The following is a 20,904-nucleotide window of genomic DNA, read 5'->3' as shown; positions in this document are numbered from 1 at the left end:
GCCGCCCTGCGGCGCGCCCGTCTGCGCATTTTTTCGACCCCAAGGCTTCGTCGACGGCGCGCACGTGCCATGACGACGATCACCCTGTCCTTCGACAACGGCCCTGACCCCGATACGACACCCGCCGTCCTGGACACGCTGGCGCGTCACGATATCCGCTCCACCTTCTTCGTCCTCGGCGACAAGTTGCGCGATCGACGCGCGATCGCCGAACGGGCGCATGAAGAGGGCCATTGGGTCGGCAACCATACCTTCAATCACATTGTTCCGCTCGGCATGAGCTCGATCGAGGGCATCTCGACCTCCGAGATAGCCCGCACGCAGGACCTGATCGGCGACCTTGCCCATCCCCGACGCTTTTTTCGCCCGTTCGGCGGCGGCGGGATCCTGAATGATAACCTGCTGAACCGCGAGGCGCTGCGCTATCTCATGGAGGGCGGCTTCACCTGCGTGCTGTGGAACGTGATACCCGAGGATTGGATCTATCCGCAGGGCTGGGTGGAGCGGGCGCTCACGCTCTGCTTTCAACGCCCGCATGCTCTCATCGTGCTGCACGACCTGCCGACCGGCGCGATGACGTCGCTCGACCGTTTCGTGCGCACCGCGCGGGATCGGGGCGCCCGCTTCGAGCAGGATTTCCCACGCGATTGCGTGCCCCTGGAACGCGGCGAACTGGTCTCGCCGATGGAATCCTACGTCACCGATGCGAGCGCGTGATGCGGTCACCGGATCCTTCCCAGCCGGTTCTGGAAATCGTCGATGTCGGCGTCGCCTTCGGCGGCGTGCGCGCCCTCGACCAAGTCAGCTGTGCGGTTGCGGGCGGTGAATTGTGTGGCCTCGTCGGTCCGAACGGCGCCGGCAAGACGACCCTCTTCAATTGCATCACCCGCCTCTACAACGTGTCGCAGGGCGAGATCCGTTTCCTGGGGCGGGACATCACACGGGTGCGCAGGCGGGAGGTGATCAGCCTCGGCATCGCACGCACCTTCCAGAATCTCGGAATTTACGGGCAGATGAGCGTGCTCGACAACATGCTGCTTGGCATGCACCACACCCGGACGGGCGGCTATTTCACCCCGCTCTACAACCCGGCGGGCGCCCGCGCGGAAGAGCGGCGGGCGGCGGACTGGTGCCGCGAGATCCTCGCCGAACTCGAACTCGGGGAGCTCGCCGGACACAAAGCCAGCGATTTGCCCTATGGAACGCTGAAACGCCTGGAAGTCGCCCGCGCCTTGGCCGCACGCCCGCGCCTGCTCTTGCTCGACGAACCCGCCGCAGGTCTGACCCAACGCGAAGTGATGGCCTTTGGGGACATGCTTCAGCGCGCCAAGGAGCGTTTCGCGCTCACAGTCCTGCTCGTCGAGCACAATATGCGCCTCGTCATGCGCTTGTGCAGCCGCATCGTCGTGCTGCATCTCGGCTCCAAGCTCGCCGAGGGCACGCCGGCGCAGATCCAGAGTGATCCCCGGGTCATCGCGGCCTATCTCGGCGGGTCGGCATGAACGCGCTCGAGATTCATGGTCTCTCCGCGGGCTATGGCGGGCAGCCGATCGTCCGCGACATCCGCCTGACGGTCGGAACTGGCGAGATCGTCGCTTTGCTCGGCGCGAACGGCGCGGGGAAGACGACGACCTTGCGGGCGGCATCGGGCGTGCTGCGCCACAGCGGGAAACTACATCTCGACGGACAGGACATCAGCGGGGTGAGCGCGGCGCGGCGCGTGGCGCTCGGGCTCGCCCACGTCCCGCAGGGGCGCGGCACATTCGTCGACTTCTCGGTCGAAGAAAATCTCCGTCTCGGCGCCTACAGCGTAACCTCGGCCCAACGCATCCAGGACGACACCGCCTATTGGTTCGGCGTCTTCCCGCGGCTCAAGGAGCGGCGGGCGCAACTTGCCGGCAGCCTCAGCGGCGGCGAGCAGCAGATGCTGGCGATCGCACGGGCGATGATGACCCGGCCGAAGGTGCTGATGTGCGACGAGCCATCGCTCGGCCTCGCCCCGGCGGTGACGGCCGATTTGTTCGTTCTGCTGCGGGATCTGGCAGCCGATCGCGGCACGGGGATCCTGATCGTGGAGCAGAACGCACATCTCACCCTGGAAATCGCCGCGCGCGCTTATGTGCTGGAGCATGGCGAGATCGCGATCGAGGGCAGCGCCGCAACGCTCAGCCGGAATTCCGAGATCCAGCGCGCCTATCTGGGGATCGAGGCATGACCCTGATCCTTCAGCAACTCGTCGAAGGGCTCGCTTCCGGCACGATCTATGCGGCGCTCGCGGTCGCGTTGGTGATGATCCACCGTGCCACCCGGATCGTGAACTTCGCCCAAGGCGAGATGGCAACCTTCTGCGTCTATCTCGCCTGGCAGATGACAGTTTGGGGTTTGCCGCTTTATGTCGCCCTCGCGATCGCGGCGGTGCTGTCCTTTATCCTGGGCGCTGCGGTGTTCCGGCTTGCGATCCGGCCCATCCTCTCGGCCCCACCCGAGGCCATCGTAGTCTCCTGCATCGGCCTGTTCATTGGCTTTCAGGCGATGAGCCTCTGGCTGTGGGGCTCGGACAACCTGCAATTCCCGCGCCTGTTCTCCAACACGATCTGGACGATCGCCGACGTGCGCATCAGTGCGAACACGGCCGGCATGCTCGTCACGCTCGCACTCCTCGCCGGCCTGCTCGCCGCAATGTTCCGTTTCACCCGCATCGGGCTCGCCATGCGGGCGGCCGCGGCCGAACGGGAGAAGAGCCCTTATGTCGGCATCGAAGTCGAGACCATGCTCACGCTCGGCTGGGGGCTCGCGGCGGTGTTCGGCTTCATCGCGGCGGTGCTGGCCGCGCCCTCGCTCTTCCTGAGCCCGACGATGATGCTGTCCGTGATCATCTATGCGCTCGCCGCCGCCACCCTGGGCGGATGGGACAGCCCCGCGGGGGCCATCGTCGGCGGCCTCGTGGTCGGCGTCGCGGAGACGCTCGGGACCACACTCGTGAAGGCCATCGGTGCAGAGCTTCGGCTCGCCATTCCCTTCCTCCTCATCACCTTGATCCTCTTCGTCCGACCGCAGGGCCTGTTCGGCCGCTCCGGCACGACACGCGTGTGAAGGCCATTATGCGTCGCCCGACCCTCCGCCCCGCGCTTCTCGGCCTCGCGGCCTTCGCCGCGCTCGCATGCGTGCCCGCTGTGCTGCCGGGCTTCATGGTTTTCCAGGCGTCCATCGCGCTTACCTATGCCATCGCGATCCTCGGTCTGAACCTGCTCATGGGGTTCAACGGACAAGTCTCGCTCGCACAGGGGGTCTTTTTCGCGATCGGCGGGTATGTGGTCGCGATCCTGATGGTGGATTACGCCGTGCCCGTCTGGCTCGCGCTTGCCGCGGCTGTGGCGGGGAATGCCATTCTCGGCGCTCTCGTCGGCATTCCCGCCTTGCGGCTGCAAGGCCTTCAGCTCGCCATCCTGACTCTTGTCCTGGCCGCACTCGTGCCGCCTCTGGTGATGCGGTTCGACAAGATCACGAAGGGCACCTCGGGCATCTCCATCGACAAGCCCGAGCCGCCGGCCTGGCTGCCGCTCGACCAGGACAGCTTCGTCTATTTCCTCTGCCTCGCCGGGGCCGGTCTCTGCGTCCTGGTCATGTCGCAGCTCATCCATGGCGAGACCGGGCGCATGCTGCGCGCTGTCCGCGACAATCCGGTCATCGCCGAATCCTTCGGGGTCCATGTCGCCCGCACCCGGATCGCCACCTTCGCGACGAGCGCCGCCTTCGGCGGATTCGCAGGCGGTCTGTTCGCTTTGGTGAACGCCTTCGTCAGCCCGGACTCCTTCCAGCTCTTCAAATCGTTCGAATTCCTGGCCGGCGCCATTATCGGCGGCATCACCAGCATGACCGGCGCCTTCATCGGCGCCGTCATCGTGGTTTTCCTGCCCGAATGGTCGTCTCACATCAGTCTCGCAATGGCCGGATTGATCTATGGCGGAACGCTGGTCGTGATGATGCTGGTCGCCCGCGAAGGCGTTGCGGGCCTGATCGGTAAGACGCTGTCGCGCGCCGGCGCCGCCAGCTTGTCCATGGCTTCGCAGACCAAGCCGCACCCAAAGCCGGAAACGAGAACCATGGTCCTCGCAGAAAAAGAATAGGGAGGAGAATAGAATGCCGCACGTTTCACGCTTCCGCCTGCCGCGCGCCGCCCTCGTCGCGGCCGCAATGCTCGCCGCGCAGCCGGCCCTCGCGCAATCGCCGGGGGTCACGGATACGAGCATCAAGCTCGGGACCATCGCCCCGATCACCGGCAACACGCCCGCCGTCGGCATGCTGGGCGATGGGATGGACCTGAAGTTCAAGGCTGTGAATGCAGCGGGCGGCGTAAAGATGGGGGACGGCAAGACCCGCACCATCGAGTTCATCGTCACCGATGACGCCAATGAGCCGCCGCGCGCGCTCACCAATACGCGTCGAATGGTGGAGCAGAACCAGATCTTCGCCCTCGTCGGCGTGGTCGGGACGCTTCAGAATCAGGCTATCCGCTCCTACATCACGCAGCGAAAGGTGCCGAGCCTGTTCGTCTATTCCGGCGTCTACGAATTCGGCATGGAGACGCAAAATCCGATGAGCACCTCGCTGGTGCCGTCCTTCACCACCGAATCGGCGATCTACGCGGAATATCTGAAGCAGAAGAAGCCGAACGCCAAGGTCGCGATCCTCTATCTCAACACGGACTTCGGCCAGAACTTCGTGGCGGGCTTCAAGGCGGCGATCAACGGCAGCAACATCACCCTCGTCGATGCTCAGCCGCACAATTACAGCGATCCCACCGTCGACACCCAGCTCACCAATCTGAAAGCGAGCGGCGCCGATACGCTGCTCATCGCCACGGTGCCCAAGCCCGCCGCGCAGGCGGTGCGCTTCGCCGCCGAGAGCGGATGGAAGCCGCTGACCATGATCACCTATGCCGCCTCCTCGCCGATCGCGCTTCGTCCGGCGGGCGTGGAGAATCTGCAAGGCGTCATCACCGGACAGTTCATGAAGCCGATCGAGAGCGACGCCTACGCCAACGATGCTGGCGTGAAGAGCTATCTCGCCGACTACGAGCGATTCAAGCCGCGCTTCAACAAAGGCGATACGCTCGGCCAGATGGGGTACACGATCGCGGAGGGTGTGGTGATGGTGCTCCAGAACATGAAGGAGCCCACGCGCGAAGCCTTCCTCGATACCGCGCGTCATATGGCCGGCATCGAGCTCAGTCTGCTGCTGCCCGGCATCAAACTCACCTCCAACGGCACGGCCGACCCCTTCCCCATCGAGGCGATGCAGCTCTTCGTCTTCAAGGGCGAAGGCTACGTGCCCGAGACGGGCGTGATCGCCTATGAGGGCAAGACTCCGAAGCTTTGATCCTCGGCCCCGGCCGCGCCGGCCGGGGCCATCCCGGTTTCACCAGCAGGTTCGCCATGGCACAGATCCTGAACACCACCGTCGTCGGCTCTTATCCCCAGCCGGACTGGCTGGTGGATCGCGACATGCTGAAGTCGCATACCGTGCCGCGCGTCCGCATGCGCGACGTCTGGCGTGTGCCGGAGCCATTCCTCGAACAGGCGCAGGACGACGCCACCATCCTCGCCATCCGCGACATGGAGCAGGCGGGCATCGACATCATCTCCGATGGCGAGATCCGGCGCGAAAGCTATTCCAACCGCTTCGCAACGGTGCTGGAGGGCATCGACATTGATGCGCCCTTCGAGCTGCGCCAGAAGGACGGTCTGGTGAGCTATCTGCCGCGCATCGTCGGCAAAATCCGGCGGACCGGTCCGGTAGAGGTGCGCGATCTCGAATTTCTCCGGGCGAACACCGACCGCAAGATCAAGATCACTCTGCCCGGCCCCTTCACCATGTCGAAGCAGGCACACAACGCATATTATACCGACCAGGAAGAAATGCTGATGGATTTCGCCGCCGCGGTGAATGCCGAGGCGCGCGACCTGGCGGCGGCCGGCGCCGACGTGATCCAGCTCGACGAGCCCTGGCTGCGCCACGACGTCGAAGCCGCGGAACGCTATGCCGTGCCCGTGCTCAACCGCGCCCTGGAAGGGATCGAGGCCACGACGGCACTGCATCTTTGCTTCGGCTATGCCCATATCGTGAAGGGCAAGCCGAGCGGCTATACATTCCTGCCCCAGCTTGCCGATACGGTCGCCGATCAGATCTCCATCGAGGCCGCGCAGCCGAAGATCGATCTCGGGGTGCTCCGCGAGCTTGCGCCCAAGACCATGATCGTCGGCGTGCTCGATCTTGGCGATCCCGGCGTCGAGAGCCCGGAAATCGTCGCCGAGCGTATTCGCGCCGCGCTTCGCTTCATCACGCCGGACCGCCTCATCCCGGCGCCCGATTGCGGGATGAAATATCTGCCGCGCGAAACCGCCTATGGCAAATTGAAGGCTCTCGCCGAGGGCGCCGCGCGCGTGCGCGCCGAGCTGATGTGAAGGGCTTCAAGACCCTGAAGCAAACAGAGCAAACAAAAACACAAGTATAGCCTTGAGGAGGAAACGCCATGTCTGTGCCGCAGACGAATTTCAAATCGCCCTTCCGCTTCCGGCGGGCGAGCCATGCGGTTCTCACCTCGCGCGATCTGCCAAAATCCCGCGAATTCTACACCGAGGTGCTCGGCCTCGTGGTGAGCGACGAGGACGCCGACACCCTCTATCTCCGCGGCCTCGAGGAGCGCGCGCACCACAGCCTCGTCATCAAAAGGACCGTTGGGCGGCCGATGTGCGAACGGATCGGTCTTCGCGTGTTCGACGAGGAGGATCTGGACCGCGCCCGCCACACCTTCGAGAAGCTGCAATTGGCCTGCGAGGTCGTGGACCTGCCCTTTCAGGGCCGCACCCTGCATACCCGCGATGTGATGGGGGTGCCTCTCGAAATCGTCGCCAGCATGGAACACCGGCCCCGGCGCGACATGCAGGTGCAGGAACATAAGGGCGGCGCCGCCCGGCGCTTCGATCATTACCAGATCACGGCGCCGGACATTCGCAAGCTCGCGGACTTCTACACGGGCCTCGGCTGCCGGATCGCGGACTATCTGATGGCCGGCGACCATCCCGTGGGCGTCTTTCTCCAGATGAAGGACACGCCCTATGACCTTGTCTTCCTAGAGCGGGACGGGCCGGCCTATCATCATTGCGGCTATGTCATCCCCGACGTGCAGTCGATGCTCCGCGCTTGCGACACGCTCGGCGAACTCGGCTGGGGCGACTGTGTGGAATACGGGCCGGGAAAGCATTCCGTCGGCCATTCCTATTATGTCTATCTGCTGGATCCGGACGGCCATCGCGTCGAACTTCTCCTTCCCCCGATCGTCTATATGGACGGTGACGATGCGCCCCATGTGTGGGACGTGACGCAGGTGCCCCGCGCCACAGAAGCCTGGGGGCTGCCGCCGCGCCGCTCCTGGTTCTCAAACCGCTCGCCCTTCCCGGACGTCGAGGTGACGCATCCGGCGCCCGGCGGCTCCCCGGTCTCCTTGGAGGACTTCCTCCAGATGGCCGGCTGACCCGCCGCGTCTCGATGTGCCTGGAGCGCGCACCCGGCGGGTGCGCGCGAGATCTGCTTGACCCGGTTCGATCGGCCGAGCCGGTCGCCCACCTTTCCCGTTCGACCGCAACGCGATTGGCCGGACGTGCTCTTGCCCCCGAGGACTTGTGATGGCCCGTGTCCCTTACCCGACCCGTGACGAGTTCCCCGAAGCTCATCGCGCTGCCTATGACCGCATGCTGAGCGACCGTGGCGACCCCCCGCCCCACATTTTCCTCGCGCTCGCCAACATCCCGAACCTGCTCGACGTGCTTCTGGCATTCACCGGAGAGATGAAGCACGGAGCCAAGATCGCGCCGTATCTGCGCGAACTCGCCATCGTCACCGTCGGCCTGGCCAGCGGGACGGACTATGAGGTCGCTCATCACTGGAACTCGGCGCTCAAGGCCGGCGCGCGCCGCGCCCAACTCGAACAGCTCGAAGACTTCGAGACGTCCGCCGAATTCGACGCCGCGGAGCGCGCCGTGGTGCGCTATGCGCGCGCCGCCACTTTGGATCCGCGTGTGCCGGACACGGTCTGGAACGAACTGCGAGCACATTTCGACGTGCGAGAGGCGATGGACATCGTGATGGCCACCGCCTGGTACAATGGTGTCGTGCGCATGATCCTGCCGCTGGGGGTCGAGATCGAGCCCTGGTGCCAGCGTGCGTGACCGCTGGGTCGGGTTGACAGCCGAGCCCACCTGAGCCGGTGAGAGACTCAAGTCAGGTATGCCAAAGATCATTTGACGAAGACGGCGGTGGTGTCCCGGAAGGGATTCGAACCCCTGACCCCAGGTTTAGGAAACCTGTGCTCTATCCTGCTGAGCTACCGGGACCCGGGGGCCGTTCTAGCCCATGGCGCGCGGGCGCGAAAGGGCCGACGCCATGGACGAAAGGCATGGCAACGAAGGGTGATGGCGCGGCGCCTTGGAAGCGGAGCGCGGCAAAGGTAGACTGGCGCATCGCTTTCTGAACCGGGCCTTGAATGCGGCAATCCGCGTGCGGTCTCCTTGTCCTCGCTGGGGCGGGCCTTTCGGCTCCGATGGCGCATGCCTGCCCGACGGCGGTGGCGGGCGGACCGCGAGCGATCGAGGCGGCGGAGCACCGGACCGTTTCGGGCCATCTCGCCCGCCTGGAGCGGGGCGCCGTGCACCTTCCCGACGGGGTGCGCCTGATTCCGCAGGGCGCGGCAATTCCAACCCGTCTGACGCCGGTCGAAGGTCTCGCGGAGGCGGCCGAGACGGCGGCGCAGGCCGTTTTCGCGCGACGCACGATCATTTATCCGGTGGAGGGAGTCCCGGATCGCCATGGCCGGCTCGCGGGACCCGCTCTGCTCCGGCCGCCGGTGCCCGACATCGACGGCCCCGTGGCCGATGCGCCGAACCAGGCGCCCGCCGGCGCGTCGCCACGGGCCCGGACCCCGCCGACGCGTCCCGCGGCGATATCCGGAGAGCGGACCTCGGCTGAAGGCACCGACCTCGGCCTTGCTCTGGTCGCAGCGGGCGCCGCTTATGCCGATCCCGACCGCCGCCCGACCTGCGCCGCCGCGCTCCTCACCGCCGAGGCGCGCGCCCGCAGCGAAAAGCGGGGGCTCTGGTCGGTCACAGATGGCCTGCTCACCCGCACGGGCGACGCAGTGCAGAGCCAAGGCCTGTTCCGGGTGATCGAGGGCCGGGTGCGCAGCGTTCGGAAGGCCGGACAGACGCTGTATTTGAACCTGGCCGGAATGGCGGGACGCGGCGTTTCCGCAGCGCTCCCCGCAAACGCGATCGAAGGCCTCGATACCGCCATTTTGACAGGCACTCTCATCCGCATTCGCGGATTTGTGGAAGGCGGGGACCGTCCGGTTCTCGCCGTGAGCGCGCGCGCGGTGGAACGGATCGGTGCCGGCCGAGGGGAGAGGTCGCGGTGAGGGAGGCGGAACGCATCGGGCGGAAAGGGGGGGGGCGCCGCGTGGCGTCCGCACTCGCCTGCCTGCTGATCCTCTCCGCCTGTGCCAGCTTGGAGGGCGGCGATCGGACGACGGCCGAAATCGAGCCGGCCGCCATGCGTGCCGCGCCCGCCGATCTGATGACGCCGGCGCAAAGACGCGAGCATGAGCGGCTGGTGGCGAGCTATGGCGGGGCCTATGACGATCCCGAACTCAAGGCCCTGATCCAGCAAGTGGTGGAGCGCTTGGTCGCGGCCTCCGAGCGGCCCGATCTGAAGTATCGCGTGACGGTGCTGAATTCCCCGGCGATCAACGCCTTCGCTCTGCCCGACGGCTCGCTTTACGTCACGCGGGGCCTCCTCTCGCTGGCAAACGACACGTCCGAATTGTCTTCGGTCCTGTCACACGAAATGGCGCACGTGATCGCCCGCCACGCCTCGATCCGAGAGGATCAGGTGCGGCAGGCGGTATTGGTGAGCCGAGTCATCTCCAATGTGGTGAACGATCCGAATCTGGGCGCGCTCGCGATGCAGAAATCGCGCATGTCGCTCGCGAGCTTCTCGCGCGGCCAGGAACTCGAAGCCGATGCGATCGGCGTGGGCATCGCCGCCCGCGCCGGCTTCGACCCCTATGGGGCGTCCCGCTTCCTGACCGACATGGGACGCCAGGCTGCGCTCAAGGCCAGCGGCGTCGGTGCCGGCTCGACCGCCTCGACCTCGCCCGACATGGACTTCCTGTCGAGCCATCCGGCGACCCCCGAGCGCATCTCCATCGCCATCGCCAATGCCCGGCAATATTCCGTCGCCTCGGGAGCCGGCACGACCGGGGGCGAACGGGACCGGACCGCCTACCTCACCGCCATCGACGGCATGGTCTATGGCGACGATCCCAAGGAAGGCTTCGTGCGGGGGCGGAAATTCTTCCACCCCAAGCTTGGCTTCACCTTCGTCGCGCCCGAGGGGTTCACCTTGGAGAACACCTCGCAGGCGGTGCTGGGCGCGACCGCCTCGGGCGCCGAGGCACTGCGGCTCGACGCGGTCCGCGTGGGGGCCGACCAATCGCTCGGCCAATATCTCGCCTCGGGCTGGATCGAAGGGGTCGAGGTGAATTCGGTCGAGAGCCTTTCGGTCAACGGCTTCATGGCCGCGACCGCGGTGGCGCGGGGCGAACAATGGTCGTTCCGCATGTTCGCCATCCGCTTCGGCTCCGACGTCTACCGCCTGATCTTCGCCGCCCGCGACCTCACCCCGGACCTCGACAAGAAATTCCGCGCCGCGGCGGAGACCTTCCGTCGGGTGGCAAATGATGAAGCCGAAACGGTGCGACCGCTGCGGCTGCGCGTGGTCTCCGTCGGAATCGGCGACACGGTGGAGAAGTTCGCCGCCCGGATGCAGGTGCCGGACCGGCCGCTGGAACGTTTTCTGATCCTCAATGGCCTCGATCGCGAATCCAAACTGAAGTACGGCGAGAAGGTGAAGATCGTCGCGGAATAGCCCCGCTTGCCGGCCGACCCTTCGGCCCACGACCCCGCGCTAAGAAAATGGTTACCAAGCGCGCATAGCCTTCGGACAGTCACGCACATGCGGACGGCTCTCGTGCCTCCGCCTGAGATGCGCACCGCCACCGCCCAGCGCGGCGGCCAGCCCCGATTGTCTCGCGTAGTGGGGACCATGACGGACACGATCACGTCCCGCGCCTTCGGCGCCATCCCGGTGTCTCCCCGTCCGCCCGCCATGCGGCTGCGCATTCTGGGCGCCGCTCTCGGCCTCGGCGTCATGGCCGTCGCACTGGTCGTGCTGAACGCGCCGCGCGAGAGGGAAGCCGCCGCGCTCCCAGCGCCGGGTCATGCCACTGCGGAAACCGAAGCCACGCCGCCGCCGCGGCCCAAGGGCGACGCGGAAGCTGGCGCCGGGCAAGCCGCGCCGCGGCCGCGCGCAGCCGGCCTCGACTTGGACGAAATGGGCCATTTTCGGCCGTCTGGCGCTCTCGTCGCGGTGGAGGGCTGGATGTTCGCCCCCTTCTCGCGTCGCGCGGCTGCCGCCGCCCCAGACGGCGGGGAGAGCGTTTCCGTCGAGGCCCCGGGCCCGCGCCCGGCCCCGCGCGTCGCTGCGGCCATCGACGATCCGGAGGAGAGCGCCGAGATCATGGAGGAGGCCGTGGCGCCGCCTCTCCCGACACGCAATCCGCTGCTCCGGGCCGGACGGCGCATGGCGAGCCTGCCGCCTGCCGATCGGCCGCTCGAAGCCGCACCGCGTCTTCCGCGCAGTCAGGTGGCTTTACCGGGCCCCGGCGATCGCTATGCCCTCTACGACATCACCGGAAAGACCGTCTACATGCCGAGCGGCGAACGCCTGGAGGCACATTCCGGCTATGGCGCCAGCTTCGACGATCCGCGCGCCGTCGCCAAGCGCATGCGCGGCCCGACCCCGCCGAACACCTACAAGCTGGTGATGCGCGAAGCCCTGTTTCATGGGGTGGAGGCGGTGCGCATGCTCCCGACCGATCGCAGCCGCATGTATGGGCGGGACGGCATCCTCGCGCATTCCTACATGCTCGGACCGCGGGGCGATTCGAACGGCTGCGTCTCGTTCCGCGACTATCCGCGGTTCCTGAGCGCCTTCAAACGCGGGGAGGTTACTCAGATGGTGGTGGTCGCCGCGCTCGAGACGCCGCCCCTCTCGCCCCTGCTGTCCTGGCTCGCACCTAAGCAATAGGGGCGTTTTGGCGCCCGCAGCGGCAGCGTTTTGGAGCGCGAGGGCCGCTTTTCGCACGCTCTGGTGCGTGCGCGGCGCCGTGAACCGGCACGAGCGCATACGGAGACCGCCATCCTGCCGGCTGCGTTGCAACCAAGGCCGGGGCGGTCTCCTAAGCGCGCGCGGCGTCTCGGCCGAGCGTACGCCTCACTGCTTGCGACCCTGATCCGATTCCTGGATCGCCGCTTCATGGTACCAACTGCCGAACGTCACCGGGACGTGTGCGGCGGCGAGGCGGTCTGCCTTCTCGGCCTCCTGCTGACGCGCAGCGCCTTGGCGCCCGCCTGCGGGAAACTTGTAGATCTTCGCAGACCCGGTCTGAATGCTCGTTGTCATTTCAGGTCTCTTCGTTTGGACGCGCCTGAGCGCGCCGATGTGACAGTCCTTATAGCAGACGCTACACATTATTTACACACGCGTCTGAAACAAAAAAAGGCTTCTGATTAAAATTTAGGCTAACTATATTTTGATGCATCTCCATGCATTCTTTATATCCGCGAATATTGTTTTCTTCCTATTTATCGCGCTGCAACAGAGCCTGCTGAAGAAATATCCAGTGGCGCTTTTTTGTTCCATTGCGATCACCCAACGCTTGGCGGTTATGAGACACGATGAGGCTTGCGCGGGCCCGTCTTCCGCTCGTCCGCCGAAGGCGCGATCAGATCCCCGAAGCGCCCATCCGCCGGAGCGGCGCCTGCGACACTTCTAAAGGCCGCAACGAGGCCATTGAAAAACAAGTCGTTTTCCGAGCAGGCGCGGGCCGGAGGAACCACGCTCGTCGCGCATGAGGGCGCGCACAGCCCCACAATCTGCGGCTGCAAATCGTCGCCGCCGCGACATACCGCCCCGGCTGCACACAGGGGCGGCGCTTGGCACGGTCCGTGCTTAAAAATCCCCGGTCGTTCGCGACCGAGGACGCCTTTGGCTGTCGGCACGCATCAGGATCTCCTGGCGCTTCGCGTCATCAGCTTATGAGAGAGCGCAATGACAAAGTACAAACTCGAGTACATTTGGCTCGACGGCTACACGCCGACGCCCAACCTGCGCGGCAAGACCCAGATCAAGGATTACGACGCGTTCCCGACGCTCGAGCAGCTGCCGCTGTGGGGTTTCGACGGCTCGTCCACCATGCAGGCGGAAGGCCGCAGCTCCGATTGCGTCCTGAAGCCCGTCGCTGTCTATCCCGATCCGGCCCGGACCAACGGGGCCTTGGTCATGTGCGAAGTCATGATGCCGGACGGCGTCACTCCACACCCGACCAATAGCCGCGCGACCATCCTCGACGATGCCGACACCTGGTTCGGTTTCGAGCAGGAATACTTCTTCTACAAGAACGGTCGCCCGCTCGGCTTCCCGGAGGCCGGCTATCCCGCGCCCCAGGGGCCCTATTATACCGGCGTCGGCTACCGCAATGTCGGCGACGTCGCCCGCCAGATCGTCGAGGACCATCTCGACCTCTGCCTCGCTGCCGGTATCAACCACGAAGGCATCAACGCGGAAGTCGCGAAGGGCCAGTGGGAATTCCAGATTTTCGGCAAGGGATCCAAGAAGGCCGCCGACGAAATCTGGATGGCGCGCTATCTGATGCTGCGTCTCACCGAAAAATACGGCATCGACATCGAGTTCCACTGCAAGCCGCTCGGCGACACGGACTGGAACGGATCCGGCATGCACGCGAACTTCTCGACCAAGTTCATGCGTGAAGTCGGCGGCAAGGACTATTTCGAGGCCCTGATGGCCGCCTTCGAAAAGAACCGCGCCGATCACATCGCCGTCTATGGCCCCGACAACCACATGCGCCTGACCGGCAAGCACGAGACCGCTTCGATCGACACGTTCAGCTATGGCGTGGCCGACCGCGGCGCGTCGATTCGCGTGCCGCACAGCTTCGTCAAGAACGACTACAAGGGCTATCTGGAAGATCGCCGCCCGAACTCCCAGGGCGACCCCTACAAGATCGCGTCGCAGATCCTGAAGACCATCTCCGAAGTCCCGACCAGCAGCAGCGCCTCCGCTGCGGCGTGAGGTCGGGTGGCAATGCGGGCGTGACCGTCCGCCACCTCCCACATTAGGGAAGCCTGAGAACGGCGCGGCCTTCCGCGCCGTTTTCGTTTGAGCCCCGTGATCCGCTTCGGCTCTCCTCGCCCGGGCCTTGCGCGGTGCCGGAGCCCGGCCGCCAAGCGCACCGCGGACAGGGAAAGGGTATCCTCGTCTCAGCCGCGCGCTAGCGCGGCAAGGCTCAGGCGCGCGGCCCCTTGCGGCCCGGCCGTTTCTGGCCTATGTGAGCGGCGTCCGAGACAGCGCCTTTCAAGGCGGAAACCGTCCCGGCGGGCCGGGATTGCGGGATACGCGGTCTCGATGTTGCGGAGGCAGCCCGCCCGAGGTTTTCGTCGGCACCGATCCGACAGCCCACATCGCTTCGTTTCGCGCGGCCTTGCGCCGACCCGCCGGTTCGTACCGGCGGCGGTCCGGGTGTCATCCGGACCATCCGCACGAGACGGGCCCTATCAACCAGAAGCCGGCGCCGACAGTTCGGAGACTAGATGTCCCTCGCAGAAACAACGCGTGAAGATTTTGCCTCGTTGCTCGACGAGAGCTTCGGCCGCGCCGACGTCCAGGAAGGCGCCGTCGTCAAGGGAATTGTGGTCGCCATCGAGAAGGATCTGGCGATCATCGACATCGGTCTGAAGACCGAAGGGCGCGTGGCGCTCCGCGAATTTGCCGGCCCCGGCCGGGAGAGCGCCATCCAGATCGGCGACGAAGTCGAGGTCTATCTCGAGCGCGTCGAGAACGCGATGGGCGAAGCCGTCCTCTCGCGCGACAAGGCGCGCCGCGAGGAAAGCTGGGTCAAGCTCGAAAAGGCCTTCACCGCCAATGAGAAGGTGACGGGCGTCATCTTCAATCAGGTGAAGGGCGGCTTCACCGTCGATCTCGACGGCGCCGTGGCCTTCCTGCCGCGCTCGCAGGTGGACATCCGCCCGATCCGCGACGTCGGCCCGCTGATGCACAACCAGCAGCCTTTCCAGATCCTCAAGATGGATCGCCGCCGCGGCAATATCGTCGTGTCGCGCCGCACCGTCCTGGAAGAGACCCGCGCCGAACAGCGCCACGAGCTGGTCCAGAACCTCGAAGAGGGTCAGGCCATCGAGGGCGTGGTGAAGAACATCACCGATTACGGCGCGTTCGTGGACCTCGGCGGCATTGACGGCCTGCTGCACGTCACCGACATCGCTTGGCGCCGCGTGAATCACCCCACCGAAGTGCTGAATATCGGCCAGACGGTGAAGGTGAAGATCATCAAGATCAATCACGAGACCCACCGCATCTCGCTCGGCATGAAGCAGCTCCTGGGCGATCCCTGGGAAGGCATCGAGGCCAAGTATCCGGTGGAGGCCCGCTTCAAGGGTCGCGTCACCAACATCACCGACTACGGCGCGTTCGTGGAACTGGAGCCGGGCATCGAAGGCCTCATCCACGTCTCCGAAATGTCGTGGACCAAGAAGAACGTCCATCCCGGCAAGATCGTCTCCACCTCCCAGGAGGTCGAGGTGCAGGTGCTCGAGGTGGATCCCGCCAAGCGCCGCATCTCGCTCGGTCTCAAGCAGACACTGCAGAATCCGTGGGAAGCCTTCGCCGAGAAGTATGCCCCCGGCGCGGTGGTCGAAGGCGAGGTCAAGAACAAGACCGAGTTCGGCCTGTTCCTCGGCCTCGACGGCGACGTGGACGGCATGGTCCATCTCTCCGACCTCGACTGGAACCGTCCCGGCGAGCAGGTGATCGACGAGTTCCGCAAGGGCGACGTCATCAAGGCGATCGTTCTCGACGTGGACGTCGAGAAGGAGCGCATCTCGCTCGGCATCAAGCAGCTTGCCGGCGATCCCTTCGCCGATGCGGGCGATGTGAAGAAGGGCGCGATCGTCACCTGCGAAGTCACCGACGTGAAGGACGGCGGCATCGAGGTGAAGCTCACCGGCACCGATCTGTCCGCTTTCATCAAGCGGTCGGAACTGGCCCGCGAGCGCAACGACCAGCGCCCCGAGCGTTTCTCGGTCGGCGAGAAGCTGGATGCCCGCATCACTTTGTTCGACCGCAAGGCGCGCAAGGTGCAGGTGTCGGTCAAGGCGCTCGAGATCGCCGAGGAGAAGGAAGCCGTGGCCCAATACGGGTCGCAGGATTCCGGCGCCTCGCTGGGTGACATCCTAGGCGCCGCGCTCAAGCAGCGCGCCAAGGATTCCGAGGAAGACTGATCGGCGGGGCTTCGGCCCCGTCTTTGATCCCGGTCCCGAAGGCCGGGTTCGGACCGACCTGCCGTATCGGACGATGTGGCAGGCGGGACCGGACCCGGCCTTCTTTTTTCGACCACCGATCCCGGGAGCGCGCGCACCGCACCCGGCCGGCATCCAGCGGAAGAAGCGGCCGGATGCGGCGATATGCAACCGACCCGCTGCTCGCGCCGACTGAACCGTGAGCGCGTGTTCGGGACGGCCCGCCGGTGAGATGCCCGGCGCCAAATGAAAACGGCGCCCACAGGGGCGCCGCTCTGGAAACTTCGGAGGGCCTTTGCGCGGGGGCTGGAGGGCCCCCGTCTTCAGATCTGGCGCTCGACCATCATCTTCTTGATTTCGGCGATCGCCTTGGCCGGGTTCAGCCCCTTCGGGCAGGCTTGCGCGCAATTCATGATGGTGTGGCAGCGATAGAGCCGGAAGGGATCTTCGAGATTGTCGAGCCGCGCGCCGGTGCGCTCGTCGCGGCTGTCGGAAAGCCAGCGATGCGCCTGGAGCAAGGCGGCCGGGCCGAGATAACGGTCGCCGTTCCACCAATAGCTCGGGCAGGATGTCGAGCAGCAGGCGCACAGAATGCACTCGTACAGCCCATCCAGCCGCTCGCGGTCTTCCTTGGACTGGCGCCACTCCTTTTCGGGCGACGCCGTGTCGGTCTGCAGCCAGGGCTCGATGGAGGCGTGCTGGGCGTAGAAGCGGGTGAGGTCGGGCACGAGGTCCTTCACCACCTGCATGTGCGGCAGCGGATAGACGTTCACGATGCCCTTCACCAGCACTTCGTCCATGCCGCGGGTGCAGGCGAGCGTGTTGGTGCCGCCGATATTCATCGCGCAGGAGCCGCAGACCCCCTCGCGGCAGGAGCGGCGGAAGGTGAGCGTCGGATCGATCTTGTTCTTGATGTAGATCAGCCCGTCCAGAACCATCGGACCGCAATCCTCGCGGTTCACGAAATAGGTGTCGATGGAGGGGTTCTTCCCGTCGTCCGGGTTCCAGCGATAGATCCGGAACTCGGTCAGCTTGGTCGCGCCCTGGGGCTTCGGCCAAATCTTGCCGCCGGTGATCTGGGAGTTCTTCGGAAGCGCCAGTTCAACCATGGTCCGTCCTCATCGCCGGACATGCCGGCCGCAGAAACTCAGTCTTCGTTCAGATCGAAACGCCGCTCCGACCGGAGCCGTCTCTCGTCCATGCGCACGGCGCGATCGTCGCGCCGCGTCTTTTCGGTGGACATGGTGACGATCCGCTCTTCGAGGGAGCCCACCAAGTCGGACAAGGCATCCACCTTGTCCTCCAGATGCCGCAGCCGATCGAGGATCAGCACCCCGACCTTCTTCTTGCCACCCGTCTTCTTCGCCACGCGCCCTCCGGCCCAACCGCAAATCGCCCTGCCGGCGTGCTCAATACACCCGCTTCTTCGGCTCGATATATTGGATGTCGTTCGAGAGCGTGTAGGTGTGCACCGGCCGGTCGTCGAGCCGCACCATCCCGGTCCCGGAGTCGATCCAGGCGAGCGTGTGCTTCATCCAATTGTGGTCGTCGCGGTCGGGATAATCCTCGCGCGCATGCGCGCCCCGGCTTTCCTTCCGGTTCGCCGCGCTCTCCATGGTCACGACCGCCTGCGAGATGAGGTTGTCGTATTCCAGCGTCTCGACGAGGTCCGAATTCCAGACCAAGGACCGGTCGGACACATGGACGTCCGTGGTGCCGTTGAACACGTCGTGGATCAGCTTGCGGCCTTCTTCCAGAACTTCCCCGGTCCGGAAAACAGCGCAATTGTTCTGCATCACCCGTTGCATGCGGCCGCGCAGTTCGGCGGTCGGGGTGGATCCCGTCGCATGGCGGAAATGGTCGAGACGGGACAGCGACTTGTCCGCGCTGTCGGCGGGCAGTTCGCGGTGCTTCTCACCCGGATGCACCACCTCGGCGGCGCGCAGCGCCGCGGCGCGGCCGAACACGACCAGGTCGATCAGCGAATTTGAACCGAGGCGGTTCGCCCCGTGCACCGACACGCAGGCGGCCTCGCCGATCGCCATCAGGCCCGGCACCACCTTGTCGGGATCGCCGTGCGCCTTGGTCAGCACCTCGCCGTGATAGTTCGTGGGGATGCCGCCCATATTGTAATGCACGGTCGGGATCACCGGGATCGGCTCGCGCGTCACGTCGACGCCTGCGAAGATGCGGGCGCTTTCCGAGATGCCGGGCAGCCGTTCGTGCAGGATCGCCGGGTCGAGATGGTCGAGATGCAGGAAGATGTGATCCTTGCTCTTGCCGACGCCCCGGCCCTCGCGGATCTCCATGGTCATGGAGCGGGAGACGACGTCGCGCGAGGCGAGATCCTTCGCAGAGGGGGCATAGCGCTCCATGAAGCGCTCGCCCTCGGAATTGGTGAGATAGCCGCCTTCGCCGCGCGAGCCCTCGGTGATCAGGCAGCCCGACCCGTAAATGCCGGTCGGGTGGAACTGCACGAACTCCATGTCCTGGAGCGGCAGGCCGGCGCGCAGCACCATGGCATTGCCGTCGCCGGTGCAGGTATGGGCGGACGTCGCCGAGAAATAGGCACGCCCGTAGCCGCCGGTCGCCAGGATCGTGAGGTGCGAGCGGAAGCGGTGGATGGTGCCGTCGTCGAGCTTCAGGGCGACCACGCCCCGGCACCGTCCGTCCTCGTCCATGATCAGATCGATGGCGAAGAACTCGATGAAGAATTCGGCCTTGTGCTTCAGGGCCGCGCCATAGAGCGTGTGGAGCATGGCATGGCCGGTGCGGTCGGCCGCCGCGCAGGTGCGCTGGGCCGTCCCCTTGCCGAAATGCGTGGTCATGCCGCCGAACGGGCGCTGATAGATCTTGCCGTCCTCGGTGCGCGAGAAGGGCACGCCCCAATGTTCCAGTTCGTAAACCGCCGCCGGCGCGTTGCGCACGAGATATTCGATCGCGTCCTGATCGCCCAGCCAGTCCGACCCCTTCACGGTGTCGTACATGTGCCATTCCCACTTATCCTCGCCCATGTTCGCGAGCGAGGCGGCGACGCCCCCTTGGGCGGCCACCGTGTGGGAGCGGGTCGGAAACACCTTGGTGATGCAGGCGGTGCGCAACCCCGCTTCCGAGCAGCCGACGACCGCGCGCAGACCCGCGCCGCCGGCCCCGACCACGAGCACGTCATAGGTGTGGTCGGTGATCGGATAGGCCGCTCCGTTGAAGCCGGGCGCGGCTGAGCCGTTGGTTCCGTTGGTTTCGGCCATCTCAGCCTCCCAGGCTGATCTTGAGCACGGCAAAGGCGCCGGCGAGTCCGACTGCGACCGTGAAGAAGGTGTTCGCGACGATGCAGAGCACCTTCGCCCCCTCACCATGGACATAGTCCTCGATGATCACCTGCATGCCGATCCGCATGTGCAGGGTTACGGAGAGCAGCATCAACAGGATCACCACAGCGACGAAAGGATTGCCCAATGTCGCGCGCGCCACCTCGTAGCTCGATCCGGCGAGCGAGATGACGATCACGATGAAGCAGACCGCGAGGATGAGGTTGCCGAGGCCGGTCACCCGCTGAAGAAAAAAGTGCTCGGTCCCCGACCGAGCTGCGCCGAGGCCGCGGACGCGGCCGAGCGGCGTGCGCATCGGCGTGTGGGCCTTGGTCGCGTTTGTCTTCGGGCTGCTCATGATGTCTCTCCTCAGCCCTTCAGCGCGAGGCCGATGATCCAGACCACGACGGTGAGCACGAGCGAGCCGGCGAGCGTCGCCTTCGCCAGCAGCACGCGCTCCTTCGCGCCGAATCCATGGATGAAATCCCAGATGAAGTGCCGCACGCCGCCGAGCGCATGGTGCAGCAGCGCCCAGGTATAGCCCAGCAGCACCAGCCTTCCGATCCAGGAGCCGGCGACCGCCGCGAACAGGTCATAGGCGCCGGGCGAGGTCGCGGCGGCGAGCAGCCACCAGACCAGGAGCACGGTGCCGAAATACAGCGCCATTCCCGTGATGCGATGCACGATCGACATCATCATCGTGAAGAGCGGGCGGTAGATCGACAAATGGGGAGAGAGCGGGCGCTCGATACGCGACGGACTGTCGGCCATGGGGCTCCTCCGGAAATCGATCGATCAGGTATCTCAATCGTTGCCAGTTCGCAACGATTCCAAAGCACCCTTTAGGTCGGGCTGCACCAAATGCCGCAGCGCGGAAACAAAAATGCGGCGCTGCGGCCCCGTGCCGCCGCGCGGATGCTACGCTTCGCACCGGCCCCCGGCCAGACTTCACCGCATGGAACGTCGAAAAAAGGCGCCGGAACGAATCCGGCGCCTCAGACCGCTGACAAACCCCTGGCGCGAGCCGGGGGTTTTTGATTCATTCGGGTATGCTGAAGAAACCCGGCCCGACCCAGACCGCTCTTGAGATC

Annotated in this window: 20 protein-coding genes and 1 tRNA gene; 14 read left to right on the top strand and 7 right to left on the bottom strand. The window is 65.5% G+C overall.

The genetic code is table 11. From position 1 onward, the window contains the following. Positions 1–69 precede the first annotated feature (69 nt). From EDC64_RS08280 to EDC64_RS08240, 9 genes are all read left to right on the top strand, one after another. On the top strand, positions 70–717 hold the full coding sequence (locus tag EDC64_RS08280; protein ID WP_132030819.1) for a polysaccharide deacetylase family protein: 648 nt from the start codon (positions 70–72) through the stop codon (positions 715–717). Then, complete coding sequence (locus tag EDC64_RS08275; RefSeq protein WP_132030818.1) at positions 717–1,502, top strand: ABC transporter ATP-binding protein; 786 nt, start codon at positions 717–719, stop codon at positions 1,500–1,502. The genes EDC64_RS08280 and EDC64_RS08275 overlap by 1 nt, the downstream gene beginning before the upstream one ends. After that, positions 1,499–2,215, top strand: a complete 717-nt coding sequence (locus EDC64_RS08270; protein ID WP_132030817.1) for an ABC transporter ATP-binding protein — start codon at positions 1,499–1,501, stop codon at positions 2,213–2,215. Before EDC64_RS08275 ends, EDC64_RS08270 begins: the two co-directional genes overlap by 4 nt. Next, complete coding sequence (locus EDC64_RS08265; protein ID WP_132030816.1) at positions 2,212–3,093, top strand: branched-chain amino acid ABC transporter permease; 882 nt, start codon at positions 2,212–2,214, stop codon at positions 3,091–3,093. The genes EDC64_RS08270 and EDC64_RS08265 overlap by 4 nt, the downstream gene beginning before the upstream one ends. Before the next feature lie 8 nt (positions 3,094–3,101). Continuing rightward, positions 3,102–4,127 (top strand): branched-chain amino acid ABC transporter permease, encoded by a 1,026-nt coding sequence (locus EDC64_RS08260; RefSeq protein ID WP_132030815.1) that lies wholly within the window; start codon positions 3,102–3,104, stop codon positions 4,125–4,127. Between the two features lie 13 nt (positions 4,128–4,140). Next, positions 4,141–5,379, top strand: a complete 1,239-nt coding sequence (locus EDC64_RS08255) for an ABC transporter substrate-binding protein (protein ID WP_132030814.1) — start codon at positions 4,141–4,143, stop codon at positions 5,377–5,379. 56 nt (positions 5,380–5,435) lie between these two features. Continuing rightward, on the top strand, positions 5,436–6,464 hold the full coding sequence (locus EDC64_RS08250; protein ID WP_132030813.1) for a uroporphyrinogen decarboxylase family protein: 1,029 nt from the start codon (positions 5,436–5,438) through the stop codon (positions 6,462–6,464). A gap of 68 nt (positions 6,465–6,532) precedes the next feature. Continuing rightward, entirely contained in the window at positions 6,533–7,534 is a 1,002-nt protein-coding gene (locus tag EDC64_RS08245) for a VOC family protein (RefSeq protein WP_132030812.1), read from the top strand. Positions 7,535–7,685: 151 nt separating this feature from the next. Next, positions 7,686–8,228: a carboxymuconolactone decarboxylase family protein gene (locus EDC64_RS08240; RefSeq protein WP_132030811.1), complete on the top strand. Its 543-nt coding sequence runs from the start codon at positions 7,686–7,688 to the stop codon at positions 8,226–8,228. 88 nt (positions 8,229–8,316) lie between these two features. On the opposite strand, the gene EDC64_RS08235 is transcribed toward EDC64_RS08240, so the two are convergent. Further along, a tRNA-Arg gene (locus tag EDC64_RS08235) sits at positions 8,317–8,393 on the bottom strand. Between the two features lie 206 nt (positions 8,394–8,599). Between EDC64_RS08235 and EDC64_RS08230 the strand changes: the two genes are divergently transcribed. The 3 genes from EDC64_RS08230 (at position 8,600) to EDC64_RS23690 (ending at position 12,201) form a co-directional block, all read left to right on the top strand. Continuing rightward, positions 8,600–9,469, top strand: coding sequence for a hypothetical protein (locus EDC64_RS08230; protein ID WP_132030810.1), 870 nt, complete (start codon positions 8,600–8,602; stop codon positions 9,467–9,469). Positions 9,470–9,510: 41 nt separating this feature from the next. Beyond that, complete coding sequence (locus EDC64_RS08225; protein WP_245504599.1) at positions 9,511–10,980, top strand: M48 family metalloprotease; 1,470 nt, start codon at positions 9,511–9,513, stop codon at positions 10,978–10,980. Positions 10,981–11,157: 177 nt separating this feature from the next. Next, complete coding sequence (locus EDC64_RS23690; protein ID WP_245504598.1) at positions 11,158–12,201, top strand: DUF2778 domain-containing protein; 1,044 nt, start codon at positions 11,158–11,160, stop codon at positions 12,199–12,201. A gap of 186 nt (positions 12,202–12,387) precedes the next feature. Here the strand turns inward: EDC64_RS23690 and EDC64_RS08215 are convergent, their stop codons facing one another. Next, positions 12,388–12,576 (bottom strand): DUF2735 domain-containing protein, encoded by a 189-nt coding sequence (locus EDC64_RS08215; protein WP_132030808.1) that lies wholly within the window; start codon positions 12,574–12,576, stop codon positions 12,388–12,390. 648 nt (positions 12,577–13,224) lie between these two features. Here EDC64_RS08215 and EDC64_RS08210 point away from each other — a divergent pair. Further along, positions 13,225–14,265 carry a glutamine synthetase beta-grasp domain-containing protein gene (locus EDC64_RS08210; RefSeq protein WP_132030807.1) on the top strand — a complete coding sequence of 347 codons (1,041 nt, stop codon included), beginning with the start codon at positions 13,225–13,227 and terminating at the stop codon, positions 14,263–14,265. Positions 14,266–14,783: 518 nt separating this feature from the next. Further along, entirely contained in the window at positions 14,784–16,487 is a 1,704-nt protein-coding gene (gene rpsA / locus EDC64_RS08205) for a 30S ribosomal protein S1 (RefSeq protein WP_132030806.1), read from the top strand. A gap of 341 nt (positions 16,488–16,828) precedes the next feature. Here rpsA and EDC64_RS08200 read toward each other — a convergent pair whose 3' ends face one another. Genes EDC64_RS08200 through sdhC form a run of 5 tightly spaced genes read right to left on the bottom strand, consistent with a single transcriptional unit; the run spans position 16,829 to position 20,584 of the window. Further along, on the bottom strand, positions 16,829–17,614 hold the full coding sequence (locus tag EDC64_RS08200; protein ID WP_132030805.1) for a succinate dehydrogenase iron-sulfur subunit: 786 nt from the start codon (positions 17,612–17,614) through the stop codon (positions 16,829–16,831). Between the two features lie 38 nt (positions 17,615–17,652). After that, complete coding sequence (locus EDC64_RS08195) at positions 17,653–17,874, bottom strand: hypothetical protein (RefSeq protein ID WP_132030804.1); 222 nt, start codon at positions 17,872–17,874, stop codon at positions 17,653–17,655. A gap of 40 nt (positions 17,875–17,914) precedes the next feature. Then, positions 17,915–19,753 carry a succinate dehydrogenase flavoprotein subunit gene (sdhA, locus tag EDC64_RS08190; RefSeq protein ID WP_132030803.1) on the bottom strand — a complete coding sequence of 613 codons (1,839 nt, stop codon included), beginning with the start codon at positions 19,751–19,753 and terminating at the stop codon, positions 17,915–17,917. 1 nt (position 19,754) lies between these two features. After that, the gene (gene sdhD / locus EDC64_RS08185; RefSeq protein WP_132030802.1) at positions 19,755–20,171 is read right to left on the bottom strand and encodes a succinate dehydrogenase, hydrophobic membrane anchor protein; all 417 of its coding nucleotides are present in this window, start codon (positions 20,169–20,171) and stop codon (positions 19,755–19,757) included. A gap of 11 nt (positions 20,172–20,182) precedes the next feature. Beyond that, positions 20,183–20,584: a succinate dehydrogenase, cytochrome b556 subunit gene (gene sdhC / locus EDC64_RS08180; protein WP_132030801.1), complete on the bottom strand. Its 402-nt coding sequence runs from the start codon at positions 20,582–20,584 to the stop codon at positions 20,183–20,185. Positions 20,585–20,904: the final 320 nt, after the last annotated feature.

Origin of the sequence: Aquabacter spiritensis, from assembly GCF_004346185.1 — a bacterium.
Classification (GTDB): Bacteria; Pseudomonadota; Alphaproteobacteria; order Rhizobiales; family Xanthobacteraceae; genus Aquabacter; species Aquabacter spiritensis.
The sequence above is the reverse complement of the archived record's forward strand: the minus strand, read 5'-3'. Positions and strand labels throughout refer to the sequence as shown.